Here is a 16,233-nt window from a genome sequence, read left to right as displayed (position 1 = left end):
CGGGATGTGTTTCTTTTTACAAAAAAAGGGGCAGGGACTGGGTGGGGGCTGGTTGTGTGGTTTTTTCTAGAGGGGAGGGACCAACCCCTTTTGCGGGGGGGGCGACCCCCCGCCGCCCCCCCCCCCCGACGCGGACACGCGGGCGCGATGTGCGCGCCGCCGATCTACTCGTGGAATCGGGTCAGACGCTCACTCAGGACCCGGTCGAGCGCCGTCCGTCCCACCGGACCCCACGCCGGCTTGCCGCCGGGCAGGCCGCGGTCGCCGTTCTGGCCCATCAGCATCAGGAAGAGGCACTTCAGCGCGGCAAGCCCGCGGGCGCGCCGGACCGTCGCCTCGTCAACCTCCGCGTACGCGGCGAAGAAGCGTGCGGCCGTGCCCGCCGGCAGCAGCACCCAGGCGGCCGCCAGGTCCGCCGCCGGGTCGCCGGCGGACAGTTCACCGAAGTCGACAACGCCCGCCAGCGTCCCGTCCGCGACGACGACGTTCGCGGGATGCAGGTCGCCGTGCACCCACACCGGCGGGCCCTCCCACGCGGGGGCCGCGACGGCGTCGTCCCAGACGGCCCGGACGTCGGCCGCGTCGGAGCCGATCGCGTCGGCGTCGACGGAGTCGAAGAACTGGTCGAAGCCGGCCGTGCAGTCCTTGGGGTGCGCGGCGCGGCCCGTATCAACGGGTGCCTCGGCGGGCGCTGCCACATGCAGAGCCCGGAGGAACGCCGCCAGAGTGTCGGCCGCGTGCTCCCCGCGGGTGATCGACCCGTGGTCCAGCGGCAGGCCCGGCACCCACGTCATGACCGTCCAGACCTTGGGGAAACGCTCGGAGGGCGCACCACTCCGCACCGGGACTGGAATCGGCAGCGGCAGGCGTGGGGCGAGCAGCGGCAGCCACCGGCGCTCTTTGAATTGGGGTTCGGGGTCGGTGTCCATCCGCTGGATCCGCACGGCCAGCTCGTCCCCGAGGCGCCACATCTGGTTGCCCCAGCCGCCGTCCACCTCGCGGAGGGACAGCTCGGCCAGGTCCGGATGCTGGTCCCGCAGCAGGTGGCGAATAAGACCCGCGGTGATCTCGGTCTGGATCTCGGTCATTGGCAGTGGGAGGTGCGGTGCTCCTTGCGGGCCCGCTTCCTCCGTCCCCTTTCAATCCGTGCGTGCGTTGGGTAGACCGCCGGCGATGCGCCTGTGACCAGGCCCTTTTCCGACGCCCCTGCACTGAACCGGACTTGCGGCAGTGACCCGCGTCCGGCTCTCCAGTGCCTCTTCTTCTCATCAGTTCCGCCGTGAGCGACTCGCACCGTACCGGGCGTGCAAGTACCTGCCCGCGACTGCTTGGCAGCCGCCCACAGCCCGCGAGGGCCCTTCCCTCCCGGCGCGTTGTGTCGCACGCCGATCAGCGGTACCACGACCTCATCGGACTCCCGCCGCACTCCGGAGAACGTCACTGTCCGCTTACACCTCCGGTCTCGGCCGTGACGCACGGCATGCACAGACGGGTCTCTCCGACGAGCTGGGGCCTGCTACCGGGCGCTGCGATGCCCACCCGGACGGGGACTCGCACCGGTGCACCACGAGGCGCACTGCTGCATCGTCTGCCGTCAAGGCTATCGGGCGGCCGGTCGCGAGGTCTGCCATGCGTCCTTGAGCGTAGCCAGATGGCCAAGGCCGGCCAGTACGGCGCCGGCCTCCACGTCGAGGTCGATCATGCACGCCACCTCGTCGACGCCGATCTCGGCGAGCCTGTCCACCAGCGGCGCGGCAACGTCCGCCTGACCGAAGAGACCGCCGGTTTCGAAATAGCGATCGAAAGCCTGTTCGACGACGAAGTTCAGGTCTTCCGGGTCGAGGTCATCTGGATCCACCCCTGGGACGACGTCACCCGGCGCCGCCAGGAGCTCCCCCGCCTTGGTGCGCAGGAACGGAGCACGGACGGTCTCCCGTACCACCTCGCGATCCTGCCCGAGGAAGGTGGGAAGCATGAGCGCCACCCGTGGCGCTCCTGTCCCGGTATAGGCCTCACGATAGACAGTGATCCACTTGGCGAGGTCCTCCGGGCTGTGGCAGAGCAGGTGGGTGAGAATCCCAGCTCCGAGCTCACCGGCCGCCCGGAAGGTCTCGGCGCTGCCCGCACTCGTGAGCCAGACCGGCACTTCGGGCCGCACCGGGGCTGGGCAAATGCGTTTGGTCGCCGGTTCGGCGGTGCCGTCTGCCAGTTCGAACTCCTCCTGGCGCCACAACCGCCGCACGGTATCGATCGTCTGCGGGAGAGCTTCCCGGCGCTGGGAATAGTCCTCTGGCGGCAGGACGGAACCGGGGCTGGGCCAGCCGGGTCCGAAGGACAACGCCACTCGACCCTCGGAGAAGTTGTCGACGACCGCCCACTCCTCCGCGATCCTGATCGGGTCATGAAGCGGGCCAACGACACTCCCCGCCCTGATCTCGACCCGGTCCGTGATGCCCGCGACCGCTGTGCCGGTCAGGGCGGGGTTGGGATAGATCCCGCCGAACGGATGGAAGTGCCGTTCCGGGATCCACACCGCCGTGAACCCATGCCGATCCGCGAAACGTGCTCCTTCGAGTAGGAGTTCGTGAGGCATTCGTCTGGTTCCGCCGGCTCCGTCGTGAGCGAAGTAGAAAAGACTGAAATCCACGATAACCCTCCAGTGATCAACCTGTTGCGCAGTGATCGCCAAAACAAATGCCGGAAATGGCTTGGGTGACCGGAAAGCGGGACCGGAGATTCATATGACCGCCCCTCCTCGGCTGCGCAGCCTCGACGCGACATCCCGGACCGAACCTCCTGGGAACGCATCGCGTCCACGAGGCACGGATCACCGTTCCCCGGAGCGACCGGCGACGGCACGGGCGAGGCGCTCGGCGCTCTCGTGCGCGAAGACGTCTCGCACCTTCAGCCGCAACCCAGCCTTGCGAGCGGCACTGACCAGCCGGATCGCAGCGATGCTGTTCCCGCCGAGGTCGAAGAACCCGACGTCGGCGCCGACGTCGGCAAGGCCGAGCTCCTGCGCGAACAGCCGGCACAGGAGTTCCTCGGTCCCGGAAGTGGGAGACCGACGGGAAGTCGCCTCCGGCAGCTCCGGGGCGGGCATGGCCGCGCGGTCCAGCTTGCCGTTGGGGGTCAGCGGAAGCGCATCCAGCACAACGATCGATCCGGGCACCATGTAGGCGGGGAGCATCTCTCCCGCGAAAGCCCGCAGGCCCACTGGATCGAGAGGTGCCGCGGCCGACCCGTCCGGGACTGCGGGAACCACATAGCCGACCAGCCGCCTGTCTCCTGGACGGTCCTCGCGGACGACCACGGCGGCCTGCGCGACCCCCTCATGAGTGGCCAGAGCGTGCTCTACCTCACCGAGCTCGATACGGAAACCCCGGAGCTTCACCTGCTGGTCGGCCCGGCCGATGTAGCCGAGGGTGCCGTCGGCCTGCCAGCGGGCCATGTCGCCGGTCCGGTACATCCGCGAACCCGGCGGGCCGAATGGATCAGCCACGAAGCGTCCAGCGGTCAGTGCGGCACGGTTCAGGTAACCGCGAGCAAGGCCGGCGCCCGCTATGTAGAGCTCCCCCACGACGCCACTCGGCAGCGGCCGCAAACCGGCGTCAAGGACGTACAGCTGAGTGTTCCAGATCGGGCGGCCGATGGGTACGGGCCCCGTGTCGCCGGGCACGCACTCGTGGTACGTGACGTCCACCGCCGCCTCGGTCGGGCCGTAGAGGTTGTGCAGTACAGCGCCGGGCAGTACCCGGCTGAATTCCGCCGCCGTCTCCCGCGGCAGCGCCTCGCCGCTGCTGAACACCCGGCGCAGCGCCGAACCGCAGTCGGCCGCGTCCGGCGAGCCAAGGAAGACCTGCAGCATCGACGGCACGAAATGACAGGTGGTGACGTCCTGTTCGCGGATCGTACGGGCCAGGTAGTCCGGGTCCTGGTGGCCGCCGGGGTCGGCGACGACGAGGGTGGCACCGACACGAAGCGGCCAGAAGAACTCCCACACCGAGACGTCGAACCCGGACGGCGTCTTCTGCAGCACGCGGTCGCCCGGCGCGAGCTGGTACTCGGCCTGCATCCAGCGCAGCCGGTTGTCGATCGCCGAATGCGGGACGACGACGCCCTTCGGGCGGCCGGTGGAGCCGGAGGTGTAGATCACGTAGGCGGGTGCCGCCGACGGGACCTGGGTCAGCGTGCCGCTCTCGGCCACCTTCCCATCGCCGGTCCGCTTGTCACCGGCCAGATCCGCGTCCAGGAGCAGGCACGGCACCTTGCCCTCTGCGAACCTGGCAGCCGTCACGGACGTGGCGAGCGCGAGCACGGGGACGGCATCGTCCAGGATGAAGGCGATGCGATCCGGCGGGTAGTCCGGGTCGACCGGTAGATACGCACCGCCGGCCTTGAGCACCGCGAGCAACGCGACGACCAGCCATTCGGATCGGGGTAGGCACACCGCCACCAGCCTTTCCGGGCCGACACCCTGCGCGGTGAGCCGCCGGGCCAGGTCGTCTGCTCGCGCGTCGAGTTCGGCGTAGCTGAGTTCCCGGTCGCGGAAGGCCACCGCGAGGGCGTCTGGCGTCCGTCGCGCCTGGGCTTCGAACTGACGATGTACAGGAACCGGCTCCGCATCAACAACGGTGCCGTGCCACTGGGTCGCCATGTGCTCGAATTCGGCTGGTTCCAGCAGCGCCGGCCGTCCGATGGGCAGGCTGGGATCCGCGGCGAAAGCGCGCAGCAGGCGAACCAGCCGCGCCGCGAAGCGCTCGACGCTGACCTGGTCGTACAGGTCGTCGGCGTATTCGATGACCCCGCCAAGGTCGCCGCAGGGCTCCTTGCGAAAGTCGATCACCATGTCGAAGCGGGCGTCGGCAGTGTGGACGTATTGCTGGGTGACTTCGATTCCGGGCAGCGTGAATTGCCGTACCGGGGCGTTCTGCAGGACCAGCATGATTTGGAAAAGCGGGTGCCTGGCCAGGGAGCGCGTCGGGTGGACAGCATCCACCACACGGTCAAAGGGCAGGTCAGCGTTGGCATAGGCCGCCAGATCGCTCATTCGGACCCGGTCGAGCAGTTCAGTGAATGCCGGGTCGCCTGATGTGTCGGTCCGCAGCACCAGCGTGTTGAGAAAGCAGCCGACCATATCCGCCAGGGCTACGTCGCCGCGGCCGGCCACCTGGCAGCCCAGCGGGATGTCGGTCCCGGCGCCGAGGCGGGTGAGCATCGCGGCGAGTCCGGCCTGCAGCACCATGAACAAGCTTGTGTCGGTGGATCGCGCCAGTTGCGTCAGCCGGGCATGGAGCGCGGCGTCAAGCCGGATCGGAACGGTCGAGCGGCGCCGACTCGCCTCGGCCGGGCGGGGCCGATCGGTCGGGAGTTCCAGCTGATCCGGTAGTCCGGCCAGCGCCCGCCGCCAGAAGGCGAGCTGCGAACCCGCCGGGCTGCCGGCATCACGATCGTCGCCCATCACGCGCTGGCGCCACAGGACATAGTCGGCGAACTGGGCGGCCAGCGGCTCAAAGCCGGGCTCTCGCCCTTGGGACCGTGCGGTGTAGGCCAGTGAGAGATCCGCAGCCAGCGGCCCCCAGGACCAGCGGTCCATCGCGATGTGATGGATCGTCATCAGCAACACGTGCTCGTCCGGCGAGACGACGAACAGACGGCAGCGGATCGGCGGCTCGGCCTTCAGATCAAATCTGCGCGCCGCCTCGGTCGCCAACGCCTCGTCCAGTCCCTCAGGTGAGATGTCCGTGACTGGCAACGCGGGCCTGAAGGTGCTGAGGATGACCTGGCGGGCGAGGTAGGTGGTCGCGGACACCGCTCCGGGGAAGACGGTGCGCAGTACCTCGTGCCGCGTCACCACGTCACCGAGTGCGCTCCGGAGGGCAGTGAAGTCGAGCCGACCGGACAGGCGCAGCGCCAACGGGATGTTGCAGGCCGCTGGTGCGCGTTCGGCACCTCCCACGACAGTGTCGAGAATCCAGAGTTGCCGTTGGGCGGGCGACAGGGGGATCAGCACGGGACGTGGCTGCCGGACCAGCGTGGGACGCGCCATACAGTTCCCGCCGAGCACCGCTATCGGCCTCTCCGGGGTCGGGTTCTCGGCCATGCTCATCACCTTTCGCCTTCTCGGCGCCCACACCCGCGACTGCCCTTTCCCGTCCTTCAATGCCTTGTTGTCTCAGACAGGTCGCTGGAGGGAACAGATATCCATGCGTTTCTCCCGGTGCCGGGTGAGCTCGCGCCCGCTGGAATACCGACCCAAGACTTCTACTGAGCCTGGACCTTGCCTATTGGCTCTTCGGCCATGGAGCAATGGCCTTGCTTTGAGCCTTGTAGTGACATCGCCGCTCAGTTGAATTGGCGTCGTTCTGGCGGTGGTGACGGGTCATGATCTCTGCGGTACGACGTCTTCACGCGGTACGCGCGAGGGGGCGGGCACAGCGCAGGTCGCGGCGGAGTCGCGGGGGGACGGACCGGTCGGGTGCGCCCGTGTCGGGCGTGTGGCGGCTGCTGCGACGGCACGGCTGGAGTTGCCAGGCGCCGTTCCCCGGAAGACGAGGCAGGAAGCGCCGGCCCGCCGCCCGCCCCACGCGACGCCGGCAGGCATCGACGGTCATGGCGAACACGCCTCAGTTGCCCATCCCGAAACCGCCGTCCACGGGTATGACCGCTCCCGTGACGAAGCCCGCGCCCTCCGAGGCGAGCCAGGTGACGGCCGACGCCACCTCCTCGGGAGTGGCATACCTGCGCAGGGCCGTCTCGCTGATGATCTGCTGCCGTCGCTGCTCGGGGAGGTCCTTCGCCAGGTCGGTGTCGACCAGTCCGGGGGCCACGACGTTCACCGTGACGTTGCGAGGGCCGACCTCCCTGGCCAGCGACCTCGCGAGACCGACCAGAGCGGACTTGCTCGCCGCGTAGTTGGTCATGCCCTCGAAACCACGGAAGGCCGCTACGGAGGAGACGAACACGATCCGCCCCCGGCCCATTCGAACCATGTCTGGATATGCGCACCGGGTGGTGTAGAAGGAACCACCGAGATTGGTCTCCAGGACGCTGAAGAACTGCTCGTCTGACATCCTCATGAGGAGCATGTTGTCGGCGATCCCCGCGTTGTTCACCAAGACCTCGATGGGGCCGTGGAGTTCGCGCGCCTCCTTGAATGCGGCGGCCACCTGTTGAGGATCGGAAACGTCGCACTTGATCGCGTGTGCACCCGCTGGAACTTCGGATCCGCGCTGGGCTACAGCAACCCGGTCTCCCTGTTCAAGAAACGCTCTGGTAATAGCAGCGCCAATGCCTCTACTGCCACCGGTCACCAGGATCGAGCGCTGCACGAAATACCCTCCGAGGTCACCGCAGACGGTCATGGGCCAACCACATGCTTACAGTTACCCCGCCACACGGCAACCGGTTGCAGCAACCGGTTGCGAAAGTTTCGAAACTCTGGCGTCGAGTTGAGGCGACCGTCTACAGTGCAAGCGCTTGCCACCTTGCTGTCGAGGTAGCCGTGGGCCTACTACCTGGAGGTTCTCAGCTTGCACGAGGTTGTCGTCACAGGGTACGGCGTGTTCACGGCGTTCGGGTTTGGCGCCCAGGCGCTCAGGGAAGGTGTGTTCTCCGGAGAGCCGGCCTTTGCGAAGGTCAATCGGTTCGACCCCTCCCGATATCGCGCGCAGTATGCCGCCGAGTATCCGCAAGAAGAATTATCTCAATTAACCGTGTTGCGCGAGTGTGTCAAGGAAGCGCTTTCCAGAGCAGACCAGGACGGGGCAGACGCGCCCGTTTTACTCGGCACCAGTGGAGATCACGCTTCGAACATTGACTTCTGGGCGGCTCACGCCACGGGGAATCAGCCTGAAGAAGCCGGTGTGATGTATAGTCTACCGGCAGTGTTACCGGAGGTAATCGGAGACGAATTCCGTCTCGGGCGGCCCAGGTTGGCGTTCGTGAACGCATGCGTGGCGGCAACCAACGCGATCGCCTATGGAGCACATCTCATCAGCACCGGAAAGGCTCGTTCCGTGGTCTGCGGAGGCGCCTATGTGGTCAACGAAGACGTTTTCGCCAAATTCGACTCAGGGCAGGCTCTCACCATCGAGCCCCTGGTGCGGCCCTTCTCCTTGGGCAGAAAGGGGCTGCTCCACGGCGACGGCGCCGCGATCCTCGTACTCGAGTCCGCAGAGCACGCCCGGCGACGGAACGCCGTCTCCTACGGCAGTGTTCTCGGGTGGGGCCTCGCCGCGGACGCCCACCACCCTGTCCAGCCGCACCCACAGGGGCGCGGGCTCGCCGCCGCCGCCCAAGCCGCCCTCCGGCGGGCCGGCGTAGCCGCCGATGACATCGGTTACGTCAATGCCCACGGCACGGGCACACCACGCAACGACCCTGCCGAGTCGCTGGCGCTGCGCCAGGTGTTCGGTGACCGGGCCGGTACGGTCCCGGTGAGTTCCACCAAGAGCACCACCGGCCACATGCTGGAGGCGACCGGAGCCGTCGAGGCCGTCATCACGCTCCTGGCACTCGCGGATGGGCTGCTGCCCCCCACCGCGGGCTTCCTCGAAGCAGACCCCGAGTGTCGCATCGACTGCGTCCCCGGCACCGCGAGGCCCGCGAGGGTGTCCCGAGCGCTGTCGCTCAACGCCGCCTTCGGCGGTGCCAACGCGGCCCTCGTACTGGGTGCTCCGCAGTCCCTTTGAAGGCATTACCGCCACGCCGTGAAGGCAACAGCCGCAGAGGAATCACATGCAGTCAGCGCTTGTGTCGCACCGTGCCATCGTCGACGCCGCCTGTCTGACCCCCTGGGGAGACGAGGCGTCCGGCGTGCCGGGAGCGGCTCCGAAGGAGCTTCCCCCGATCGTGGGGTTCGCGATCTCACGGTTCGGCCCGCTGGTGCACGCGGTGGCGGCAGCCTGTCTCGGGCCCGCGGGCGCCCCGGGCAACCACGTCGGGCGGTACGGCGCCACAACCGCGATCGTCCTTGCGACCGTGCACGGTGACGCGGTCACGCTGGACATGGCGACCCAATCGGTGGTCGCGGGCAAACCGTCCAACCCCGTGCTGTTCTTCCAGTCGGTCAGTACGTCCATCCTCAGTCATGTGACCCGGCTCTACGGCATTCAGGGACCGCTCACCTGCATCTCGGCCGTCCCTGACCCGGCCGGAGAGGCGCTGAGGGTCGCCGACGCGCTACTGGACGACCCGGAACTGCACCAGGTACTCGTCATCGGGGCCGAGACCAAGCCGAACGAACGGGTCAGCCATGTGAGCGAGTTGGCCGCAGCACACGGCCGGGGGCCACGTCTGCCCGCCAAAGACGCCGCGGCCGCCCTCCTGCTGCGCCGGATCGAGACCGACACGGGAGGGGCACGGCTCACGCTCTCGGAGCCACCCCCCGGGACCCCCTGCGGGGCCGGCGGCGAGCCGGCGGGGCCGCTCGGCTGGCTCAGCACCTTCATGGAGCTGTGCGCCGATGCGGGCACCAGGCGGCATGAGGCTCACACCTACGAGCTCCCCCTGTGACCCGAGCCCCGTCAGACACAACTCACCATGTGTGGCCCAACCCGTCAGATAGGGAAAACCCAGATGATCACTCTTGAGAACGTCAAGGGCATAGTGACTGAATGCCTGAGCATGCGGGACGAACCCGTAGCCATCGACCTCGACAGCCCTATCACGATCGACTCTTTCTCACTGGTCTGGATCCAGCACCTGCTGGAAGAGCGCCATGACATCGAGATCACACCCGAACACTCGGATTTCCCCACGTTCACGTCGGTCAGGGCCTTCCACGTATATCTGGCCAAGAAGTTCCCCGATCGCGTGTCCCTGGAGGACTGATGGCCGTCATCGGCGCACCCTCCTGGTGGGGGGAGACCTTTCTGGGACGACGGCACGACGACGATGTGTGGGCTCTGGCCGACCGCGCCGTCACCTACAGGGAACTACGGGAACACGTCGGCTTCCTGGCCGCGAGGCTGGCCGCCGCGGGGATCGGCAGCGGTTCCTCCGTCGCCTTGTGCATGCCGCCCAGTCTCACTCTCCTGCACGCCATGCTCGCCGCGTGGACCCGCGGGGCCCAGGTCATGCTCATCGACGTCCGGTCGACGGGCTATGAAGTCGACCGGTTACTGCGTATCTGCGAACCCCAGTACCTGATCTCCGCACAGCCCGGGTCACCGCTGACCGGATATCTCGTCGAGGACGTGCCGTTCACCCTGGAGTGTCGCGCGACAGGTCGTCCTGCTGCGCCGGATGTCTGTCTCGTCCAGGCGAGTTCGGGTTCCACCGGGAACCCGAAGGTGATCGGCCGCAGTTCCGCCGCCTTGCTGGCCGAACTCAGGCGATACGCCGCACTGGAGGGCATGCCGGGAGCCGGGGAGCGCGTCCTGCTGCTGAACTCCGTCATCCACACCATGGGCCTGGTCGGAGGAGTACTGCATGGTTTGAACTCCGGAGCGCAGATGGTGTTTCCGTCCCGTATGCGCGCCGAGACGATAGTGGAGACCACACGGGCGACCGAAGCGAGCGCGATCTTCGGCGTCCCCATGCACTTCGCGCTGCTCGCACGCTCCGTTCCGGCCGCCGTCCCGTCACTGCGCCTGGCGGTCTCCGCCGGTGAACTGCTGCCCCTCAAGGTCTGGACCCAGTTCCGCGAGCGGTACGGGCTGCCGATCAGCCCGGTGTACGGCACCACCGAGACCGGCATCATCGCGGCCGATCTCATCACCGGCGCGGAACCTCCCGTCCTGGGCAGGCCGACCGCCGGGATGGACGTGGATGTCGTAGCGGGAGAACTCCGGGTACGGATGGAACGCACGCCGTACCTCTGGTCGGACCGGGCCGACCGGTTCCACGACGGATGGCTTCGGACGTTCGACCGATGCGACCGGGATCCGGTGAACGGAGTTCTGTCGTATCGCGGCAGAGCCGACTCCGTGGTCGCGATCGGCGGACTGAAAGTCGATTTGACGGAAGTCGAGCAGACGCTGCTCCTGCACTCCCACGTACGGGAAGCCGTGGTCGTCTTCGATGACGTCATCGAAGCGTATGTGGGCGGCGACGCCGCGCTCACCGCGGCCGACATCGCGGACTGGTGCCGGTCCCGTCTCGCCGACTTCAAGGTTCCCAAGGTCTTCCGGCTTTCCGGAGCGGTGCCGCGCAACGCGAACGGAAAGGTGATCCGCAATCGGGAGGTCCTTCGACGGCAAGAGGAAACCGGTGCGCACACTCATCATTGACAACTACGACTCCTTCACCCATAACCTCGCCCATTACATAGGCACGATGAACGGAGTCGCTCCGACCGTCATCAAGAACGATGAAGCGGGCTGGGACCTGTCGATGCTTGATGACTTCGACAACGTCGTCATCTCGCCAGGCCCGGGAAATCCTTCGGAGGCCGAGGACTTCGGCATCTGTGCGGATGTCATTCGCCAGGCCCGGATTCCCGTCCTGGGCGTGTGCCTCGGCCACCAAGGGATATGTCACGTCCACGGTGCCCGGGTCGTTCCGGCACCCGAGATCTTCCACGGCCGTGAGTCGCGGGTGACGCACACCGGGGACGTCCTCTTCGCAGGTGTGCCCTCGCCGTTCGCCGCAGTCCGTTACCACTCCCTGGCGGTGGCGGACCTGCCCGACGAACTGGAGGCCATCGCGTGGACGGAGGACGGGGTACTGATGGCGGTCCGGCACCGAAGCCGCCCGCTGTGGGGAGTGCAGTTCCACCCCGAGTCGATCGGCACGGGTCACGGGCGGCGCATTCTGCGCAACTTCATGCGTCTCACCCATGAGACGAGCCCTCCGCACGGGACCGGAGTCCAGCGGCACCGCCCTGGTCGGCGCGTGGCAGTGCGGAGACTTCCGTTCGAGGTGCCGGCCGAGCGGGCGTTCGCCACGCTGTACGCCGATGCCCGGCACGCCTTCTGGCTCGACAGCGGCCGTACCGGCGAGCAAAGAGGACGGTTCTCCTTCATGGGAGACGCCGGCGGCCCGCTGGCCCGGATGGCCGAAGCGCAGGTCGACCGCCGGTGCGTCGTCGTCACCTCGGCTGCCGGACGAGAGGTCATCGAGGGCCCATTCCTCGACTGGCTCGATCACGACCTTCGCGCCCACCGGGCAGAGGTGCCCGAGCTGCCGTTCGACTTTGCCTTGGGGTGGGTGGGATACCTGGGGTACGAGCTGAAGGCGGAGTGCGGCGGGGAACCGGCGCACCACTCACCCCACCCCGACGCGGGAATGATCTTCGCCGACCGTGCCGTCGTGTTCGACCACGAACTGCGCGAGATCCATCTCCTGGCCCTGGTGGACAACGGCGACACGGCTTCGGCGACGGAGTGGTTCGACCGGACGCGGCGCAGCCTGGAGGAACTGGCCGCACCGGGGCCTGGCGCAATCGAGGACACGGCCACGCCGTCGGGATCGCCGGGCACGCTCGGCGAAGCGAACCTGCGGCACGACAAGCAGCGCTACCTGGAGTTGATCAGCGCCTGCCACAAGCAGATCGACGCGGGTGAGTCCTACGAGATCTGTCTGACCAACATGCTGCACGGCACCGGCACGTTCAGTGCCTTGGCCGCCTACCGGCTTCTGCGCCACCAGAATCCCGTACCCTTCGGCGCCCTGCTCCGGTTCGGTCCGCTGTCGGTGCTCAGTTCGTCGCCTGAGCGGTTTCTGCGCATCGGCGCCGACGGGACCGTGGAATCCAAGCCGATCAAGGGCACGCGGCCACGGTCAGCGTCCGCCCCCGAAGATGAGCGGCTGCGCAGGGATCTCGCCGGCGACCCCAAGGACCGCGCTGAGAACCTGATGATCGTGGATCTGGTCCGGCACGATCTGAGCCAGTGCGCCGAGGCCGACTCCGTGCGGGTCGATCCGCTCTTCGAGGTCGAAAGCTATGCGACGGTGCACCAGTTGGTCAGTACGGTGCACGCGCAGCTGAGGCCGGACCGCAGCGCTGTGCACTGCGTACGCGCGGCCTTCCCGCCCGGATCCATGACGGGCGCGCCGAAGATCCGCACCATGCAGATCATCGACAGGCTCGAAGAGGGTCCCCGCGGGATCTACTCCGGTGCCTTGGGCTACTTCTCGCTCACCGGAGCCGCGGACCTCAGCGTCGTGATCAGGACGATCATCATGACCGAGAACGAGGTCTCCTTCGGAACCGGAGGAGCCATCACCACGCTCTCCGACGCCGACGCCGAGTTCGAGGAGACCGCGGTGAAGACGGCACCCTTGCTCAACCTCTTCGGCATGGAGTTCCCCACGGGCGAAGGCGATCCCGTGGCCGGGAGGAACGACCGATGATCCCGGCCACCAGCCGGCGTCCGGTCCGACAAGAGAGGGATTTCCTGACCATGGGGCACAACGCCACAGACCGCGAACCCGCCGCGGCGCCGACGGACCACTCGGTCGGCCTGTACTTCTTCTCCGCCCTGGAGGGGGCGACAGGTACCGAGGAGCCGGAGGACGCCGCCGCGTACCGCCTGATGCTGGACGCGGCCGTGTCGGCGGATGAGGTGGGCCTGGACTTCGTATGGGTGCCCGAGCGGCACTTCACCCCCTTCGGCGGAGGACACCCCAACCCCGCAGTGATCGCGGCGGCGCTCGCGGTACGCACCCAGAGGATCCGGATCCGCGCGGGCAGTGTGGTCCTGCCCTTGCACGACCCGCTGCGGGTGGCGGAGGAATGGGCCGTCGTGGACAACCTGTCCCAGGGCCGCGTGGAGATATCGTCGGCCACCGGCTGGAATCCCAGGGACTTCGTGCTGGCTCCCGACGCGTTCGCGGAGCGTGCCGACCGCGCACGGCAGAACCTGGGGATCATCCAGGACCTGTGGAGCGGCAATGAGATCAGCCGGTCGGGTCCGGACGGCGTCGAGTACTCGGTGCGCACCTATCCCCGGCCGGTGCAGCCCAGCCTGCCGCACTGGATCACCGCGGCCAGCAACCCGGACACCTTCGTGTACGCCGGCGAGGCCGGGGCAGGCGTGCTCACCAGCTACGGGGCGTTCCCCCCGGAGCGCCTGGGCGAGCTGATCGCCGCGTACCGTGAGGCCTATGCCGCGCACCACGAGGGCCGGGGCCGGGTGGCCGTGATGGCCCACACGGTGATCGGAGCGGACGGGGCCGAGGTCAGGCGTCGTTCGGAAGGCCCTCTGCGCACCTACCTGGCGGCCTACCTGAACCAGCAGGAAAAGCAGGCCGACGCGGCGGTGCGGGAGAAGATCCTCGACCTCGCCGTCCAGCGCTATCTGCGCGGGCGCTCGTTGATCGGGGACCGGACCGAAGTACTGGCGGTGATGCGGCAGATGCACGCCGCGGGAGCGGACGAGATCGCCTGCCTGGTGGACTTCGGCCTTCCGCGAGAGATCGTCCTGCACACCGTCGCCGAACTCGCGCGGCTTCGCTCAGACACCCCTCAGCGAGCGTGAAGGGACCCCGCATGCAGCTGGAATCCCGGCAACCGACGACCGAGCGGCCCGCGACAGCTGAAGACCTGCTCCCCCTGGCGCTCACGTCGTACGGCCACTTCACGTCCCTGCGCGTCGACGCCGATCACCGGATCCGGGGCCTGTCGCTGCACCTGGAACGACTCGTGCGGGACAGCGGGATCGTGTTCGGCACGACGGTGGACACCGAACGCGTCCGCGCCCTGGTCGGCCAAGCCCTGGAGGGGCGGGCGGGGCCTTGCGTCGTCCGGATCACCCACTTCGATCCCTCAGTTGAGATAGGGCACCCCGAGGACGCCACCGGGCCGCAGATCATGGTGACCGTGCGAGCCGCCGGCGCGTTGCCCCCGCCACCACTGACCGCGTCGGGCGTGCGGTACGAGCGAGATCTCCCGCAGGTGAAGCACTGCGGGCTGTTCGGGGCGTTGCATGCCCGCCGCACGGCCCGGCTCAAGGGCTTCGATGACGCCTTGTTCTTCGGCCCCGACAACCATGTGTCCGAGGGTGCAACGTGGAACGTGGCCTTCATCGACGAGAACGGCACCGTCGTCTGGCCGGAGGGCCCGGTGCTGCCCGGCGTGACCGCAGCGCTGCTCCAGCAGCGAACCGAGTACAAGATCGCCCCCGTCACGCTCGACGAGGCCAAGGCCATGCCGGTCGCCTTCGCCACCAACACCTCGATCGGCGTCCGCGCGATCGCCGCCATCGACGACACCCCCATGGCTGTCGAGCACCCGGTCCTGAGCATGCTGCGCGAGACGTACCTGTCCATCCCGGGCGAGCGGCTGTAAGGCAGGAGCGGGAGCGGCGAACCACCGCCGACTGCGGCGAACATGCCGAAGAACTGCTGCGCGGAGACCCGTGCCACGACTGGCGGTCTCTGGAGCACCTGACGGAAAGCCTGGTCGTAGCCATATCCCCTTCCCGGCTGAGTCGGCAGTGCGCTATTCCTCGGGCTCCCAGGCGATCAGTTGCTCGAACACCTGCCGGTCGCCCTCGATCTTCAGGTCGCTCAGCGTGAGGCGGCCCCAGACGAAGAGAAGCAGTTGCTCGGCCGTGCCCGTGGCCGAAGCGGAGGCGGGCGCGGTGTCGTTCGTGAGGGGTGCGGGCCGGGCGCCGGTGCCGTCCAGCACGAGGAGCCAGGAGCGGCCCTCGGTGGCGTGGTAGTGGATGCTGGCGGCCTCGTGCGGCCAGGCCGCCGGGGTGGAGTTGCAGGTGTCGAGAAACTCGGCCACGCCGTCGATCGCGAGGTCCGCCGGCATCGGCTGCGCGGCGCCTGCGGCGAGCTGGGCGTCGTAGGTGTGCACCAGCACCTCATGCACCCGGCGCCGGGCAACGCCCCAGGCATTCGCCGGCGACACGCCGGCGGCCCACCACGCCCAGCACTCGCGCTCCGGGCCGGCCTCGCGCAGCGCACTCAGCAGCAGCTCGTTCGACTCGGCGTACCAGGCCAGCAGCGCCTCGTGCTCGCGCGGCGCCTCCGCGGCGTCCTTGGCCGGCGGAGCCTCAGCCGGGCCCGCGGCGACGATCGCGGCCCACCAGCGCTGGCCCGTACCCAGGTGCTGCACCAGATCGAACAATGTCCACTCCGGGCAGGACGGCACCGGCGCGTCAAGGCCGGGCGCGGCGGCAACGGCACTCCGGAACGCGGCCGACCGCTCGTCGATCAGTTGCAGCAGGGTGGAAAACTCAAGACGGTTGCGTCCAGAGAAGTGGTGTACGGGTTCGACCTGATCCGGGGGTTTGCTCCGGCATCGGGATGGTGCCCGCATAGTTGAACGGCCACCGG

General features: G+C 68.1%; 12 protein-coding genes. 7 read left to right on the top strand and 5 right to left on the bottom strand.

Translation table 11 applies throughout. The annotated features are described in order from the left end of the window. Positions 1-164: 164 nt before the first annotated feature. The 4 genes from ACFU95_RS35490 to ACFU95_RS35475 form a co-directional block, all read right to left on the bottom strand. Positions 165-1,088, bottom strand: coding sequence for a phosphotransferase (locus tag ACFU95_RS35490; RefSeq protein ID WP_383836625.1), 924 nt, complete (start codon positions 1,086-1,088; stop codon positions 165-167). 512 nt (positions 1,089-1,600) lie between these two features. Beyond that, positions 1,601-2,647: a MupA/Atu3671 family FMN-dependent luciferase-like monooxygenase gene (locus ACFU95_RS35485; protein ID WP_383836622.1), complete on the bottom strand. Its 1,047-nt coding sequence runs from the start codon at positions 2,645-2,647 to the stop codon at positions 1,601-1,603. A gap of 180 nt (positions 2,648-2,827) precedes the next feature. Continuing rightward, on the bottom strand, positions 2,828-6,103 hold the full coding sequence (locus ACFU95_RS35480) for an amino acid adenylation domain-containing protein (protein WP_383836619.1): 3,276 nt from the start codon (positions 6,101-6,103) through the stop codon (positions 2,828-2,830). A 523-nt stretch (positions 6,104-6,626) separates the two neighbouring features. Beyond that, positions 6,627-7,331, bottom strand: a complete 705-nt coding sequence (locus tag ACFU95_RS35475; protein WP_383836750.1) for a 3-oxoacyl-ACP reductase family protein — start codon at positions 7,329-7,331, stop codon at positions 6,627-6,629. 201 nt (positions 7,332-7,532) lie between these two features. On the opposite strand from ACFU95_RS35475, the gene ACFU95_RS35470 reads away from it, so the two are divergent. The 7 genes from ACFU95_RS35470 to ACFU95_RS35440 all read left to right on the top strand — a co-directional run bounded on the left by ACFU95_RS35470 (position 7,533) and on the right by ACFU95_RS35440 (position 15,235). Then, positions 7,533-8,693 (top strand): beta-ketoacyl-[acyl-carrier-protein] synthase family protein, encoded by a 1,161-nt coding sequence (locus tag ACFU95_RS35470; protein ID WP_383836616.1) that lies wholly within the window; start codon positions 7,533-7,535, stop codon positions 8,691-8,693. A gap of 46 nt (positions 8,694-8,739) precedes the next feature. Continuing rightward, positions 8,740-9,516: a ketosynthase gene (locus tag ACFU95_RS35465; RefSeq protein ID WP_383836613.1), complete on the top strand. Its 777-nt coding sequence runs from the start codon at positions 8,740-8,742 to the stop codon at positions 9,514-9,516. A 63-nt stretch (positions 9,517-9,579) separates the two neighbouring features. Continuing rightward, complete coding sequence (locus tag ACFU95_RS35460; RefSeq protein ID WP_383836610.1) at positions 9,580-9,834, top strand: hypothetical protein; 255 nt, start codon at positions 9,580-9,582, stop codon at positions 9,832-9,834. Further along, the gene (locus ACFU95_RS35455; protein WP_383836607.1) at positions 9,834-11,234 is read left to right on the top strand and encodes a class I adenylate-forming enzyme family protein; all 1,401 of its coding nucleotides are present in this window, start codon (positions 9,834-9,836) and stop codon (positions 11,232-11,234) included. The genes ACFU95_RS35460 and ACFU95_RS35455 overlap by 1 nt, the downstream gene beginning before the upstream one ends. Then, positions 11,215-13,299, top strand: a complete 2,085-nt coding sequence (pabB, locus tag ACFU95_RS35450; RefSeq protein WP_383836604.1) for an aminodeoxychorismate synthase component I — start codon at positions 11,215-11,217, stop codon at positions 13,297-13,299. The genes ACFU95_RS35455 and pabB overlap by 20 nt, the downstream gene beginning before the upstream one ends. A 50-nt stretch (positions 13,300-13,349) precedes the next feature. Then, positions 13,350-14,426 carry a MupA/Atu3671 family FMN-dependent luciferase-like monooxygenase gene (locus tag ACFU95_RS35445; RefSeq protein ID WP_383836601.1) on the top strand — a complete coding sequence of 359 codons (1,077 nt, stop codon included), beginning with the start codon at positions 13,350-13,352 and terminating at the stop codon, positions 14,424-14,426. Between the two features lie 11 nt (positions 14,427-14,437). Then, a complete protein-coding gene (locus tag ACFU95_RS35440; protein WP_383836598.1) occupies positions 14,438-15,235 on the top strand; it encodes an aminotransferase class IV in 798 nt (265 codons plus the stop codon). Between the two features lie 153 nt (positions 15,236-15,388). On the opposite strand, the gene ACFU95_RS35435 is transcribed toward ACFU95_RS35440, so the two are convergent. Next, a complete protein-coding gene (locus ACFU95_RS35435; RefSeq protein ID WP_383836747.1) occupies positions 15,389-16,123 on the bottom strand; it encodes a maleylpyruvate isomerase family mycothiol-dependent enzyme in 735 nt (244 codons plus the stop codon). Positions 16,124-16,233 lie beyond the last annotated feature (110 nt).

The organism is Streptomyces sp. NPDC057623 (assembly GCF_042800355.1).
Lineage (GTDB): Bacteria > Actinomycetota > Actinomycetes > Streptomycetales > Streptomycetaceae > Streptomyces.
This window is presented reverse-complemented; position numbering and strand designations above follow the sequence as displayed.

Coding starts and splice junctions, on each gene's coding strand:
- ACFU95_RS35465 (WP_383836613.1), top strand. CDS start 8,740: ATGCAGTCAGCGCTTGTGTCGCACCGTGCCATCGTCGACGCCGCCTGT.
- ACFU95_RS35440 (WP_383836598.1), top strand. CDS start 14,438: ATGCAGCTGGAATCCCGGCAACCGACGACCGAGCGGCCCGCGACAGCT.
- ACFU95_RS35460 (WP_383836610.1), top strand. CDS start 9,580: ATGATCACTCTTGAGAACGTCAAGGGCATAGTGACTGAATGCCTGAGC.
- ACFU95_RS35445 (WP_383836601.1), top strand. CDS start 13,350: ATGGGGCACAACGCCACAGACCGCGAACCCGCCGCGGCGCCGACGGAC.
- ACFU95_RS35455 (WP_383836607.1), top strand. CDS start 9,834: ATGGCCGTCATCGGCGCACCCTCCTGGTGGGGGGAGACCTTTCTGGGA.
- ACFU95_RS35490 (WP_383836625.1), bottom strand. CDS start 1,088: ATGACCGAGATCCAGACCGAGATCACCGCGGGTCTTATTCGCCACCTG.
- ACFU95_RS35480 (WP_383836619.1), bottom strand. CDS start 6,103: ATGGCCGAGAACCCGACCCCGGAGAGGCCGATAGCGGTGCTCGGCGGG.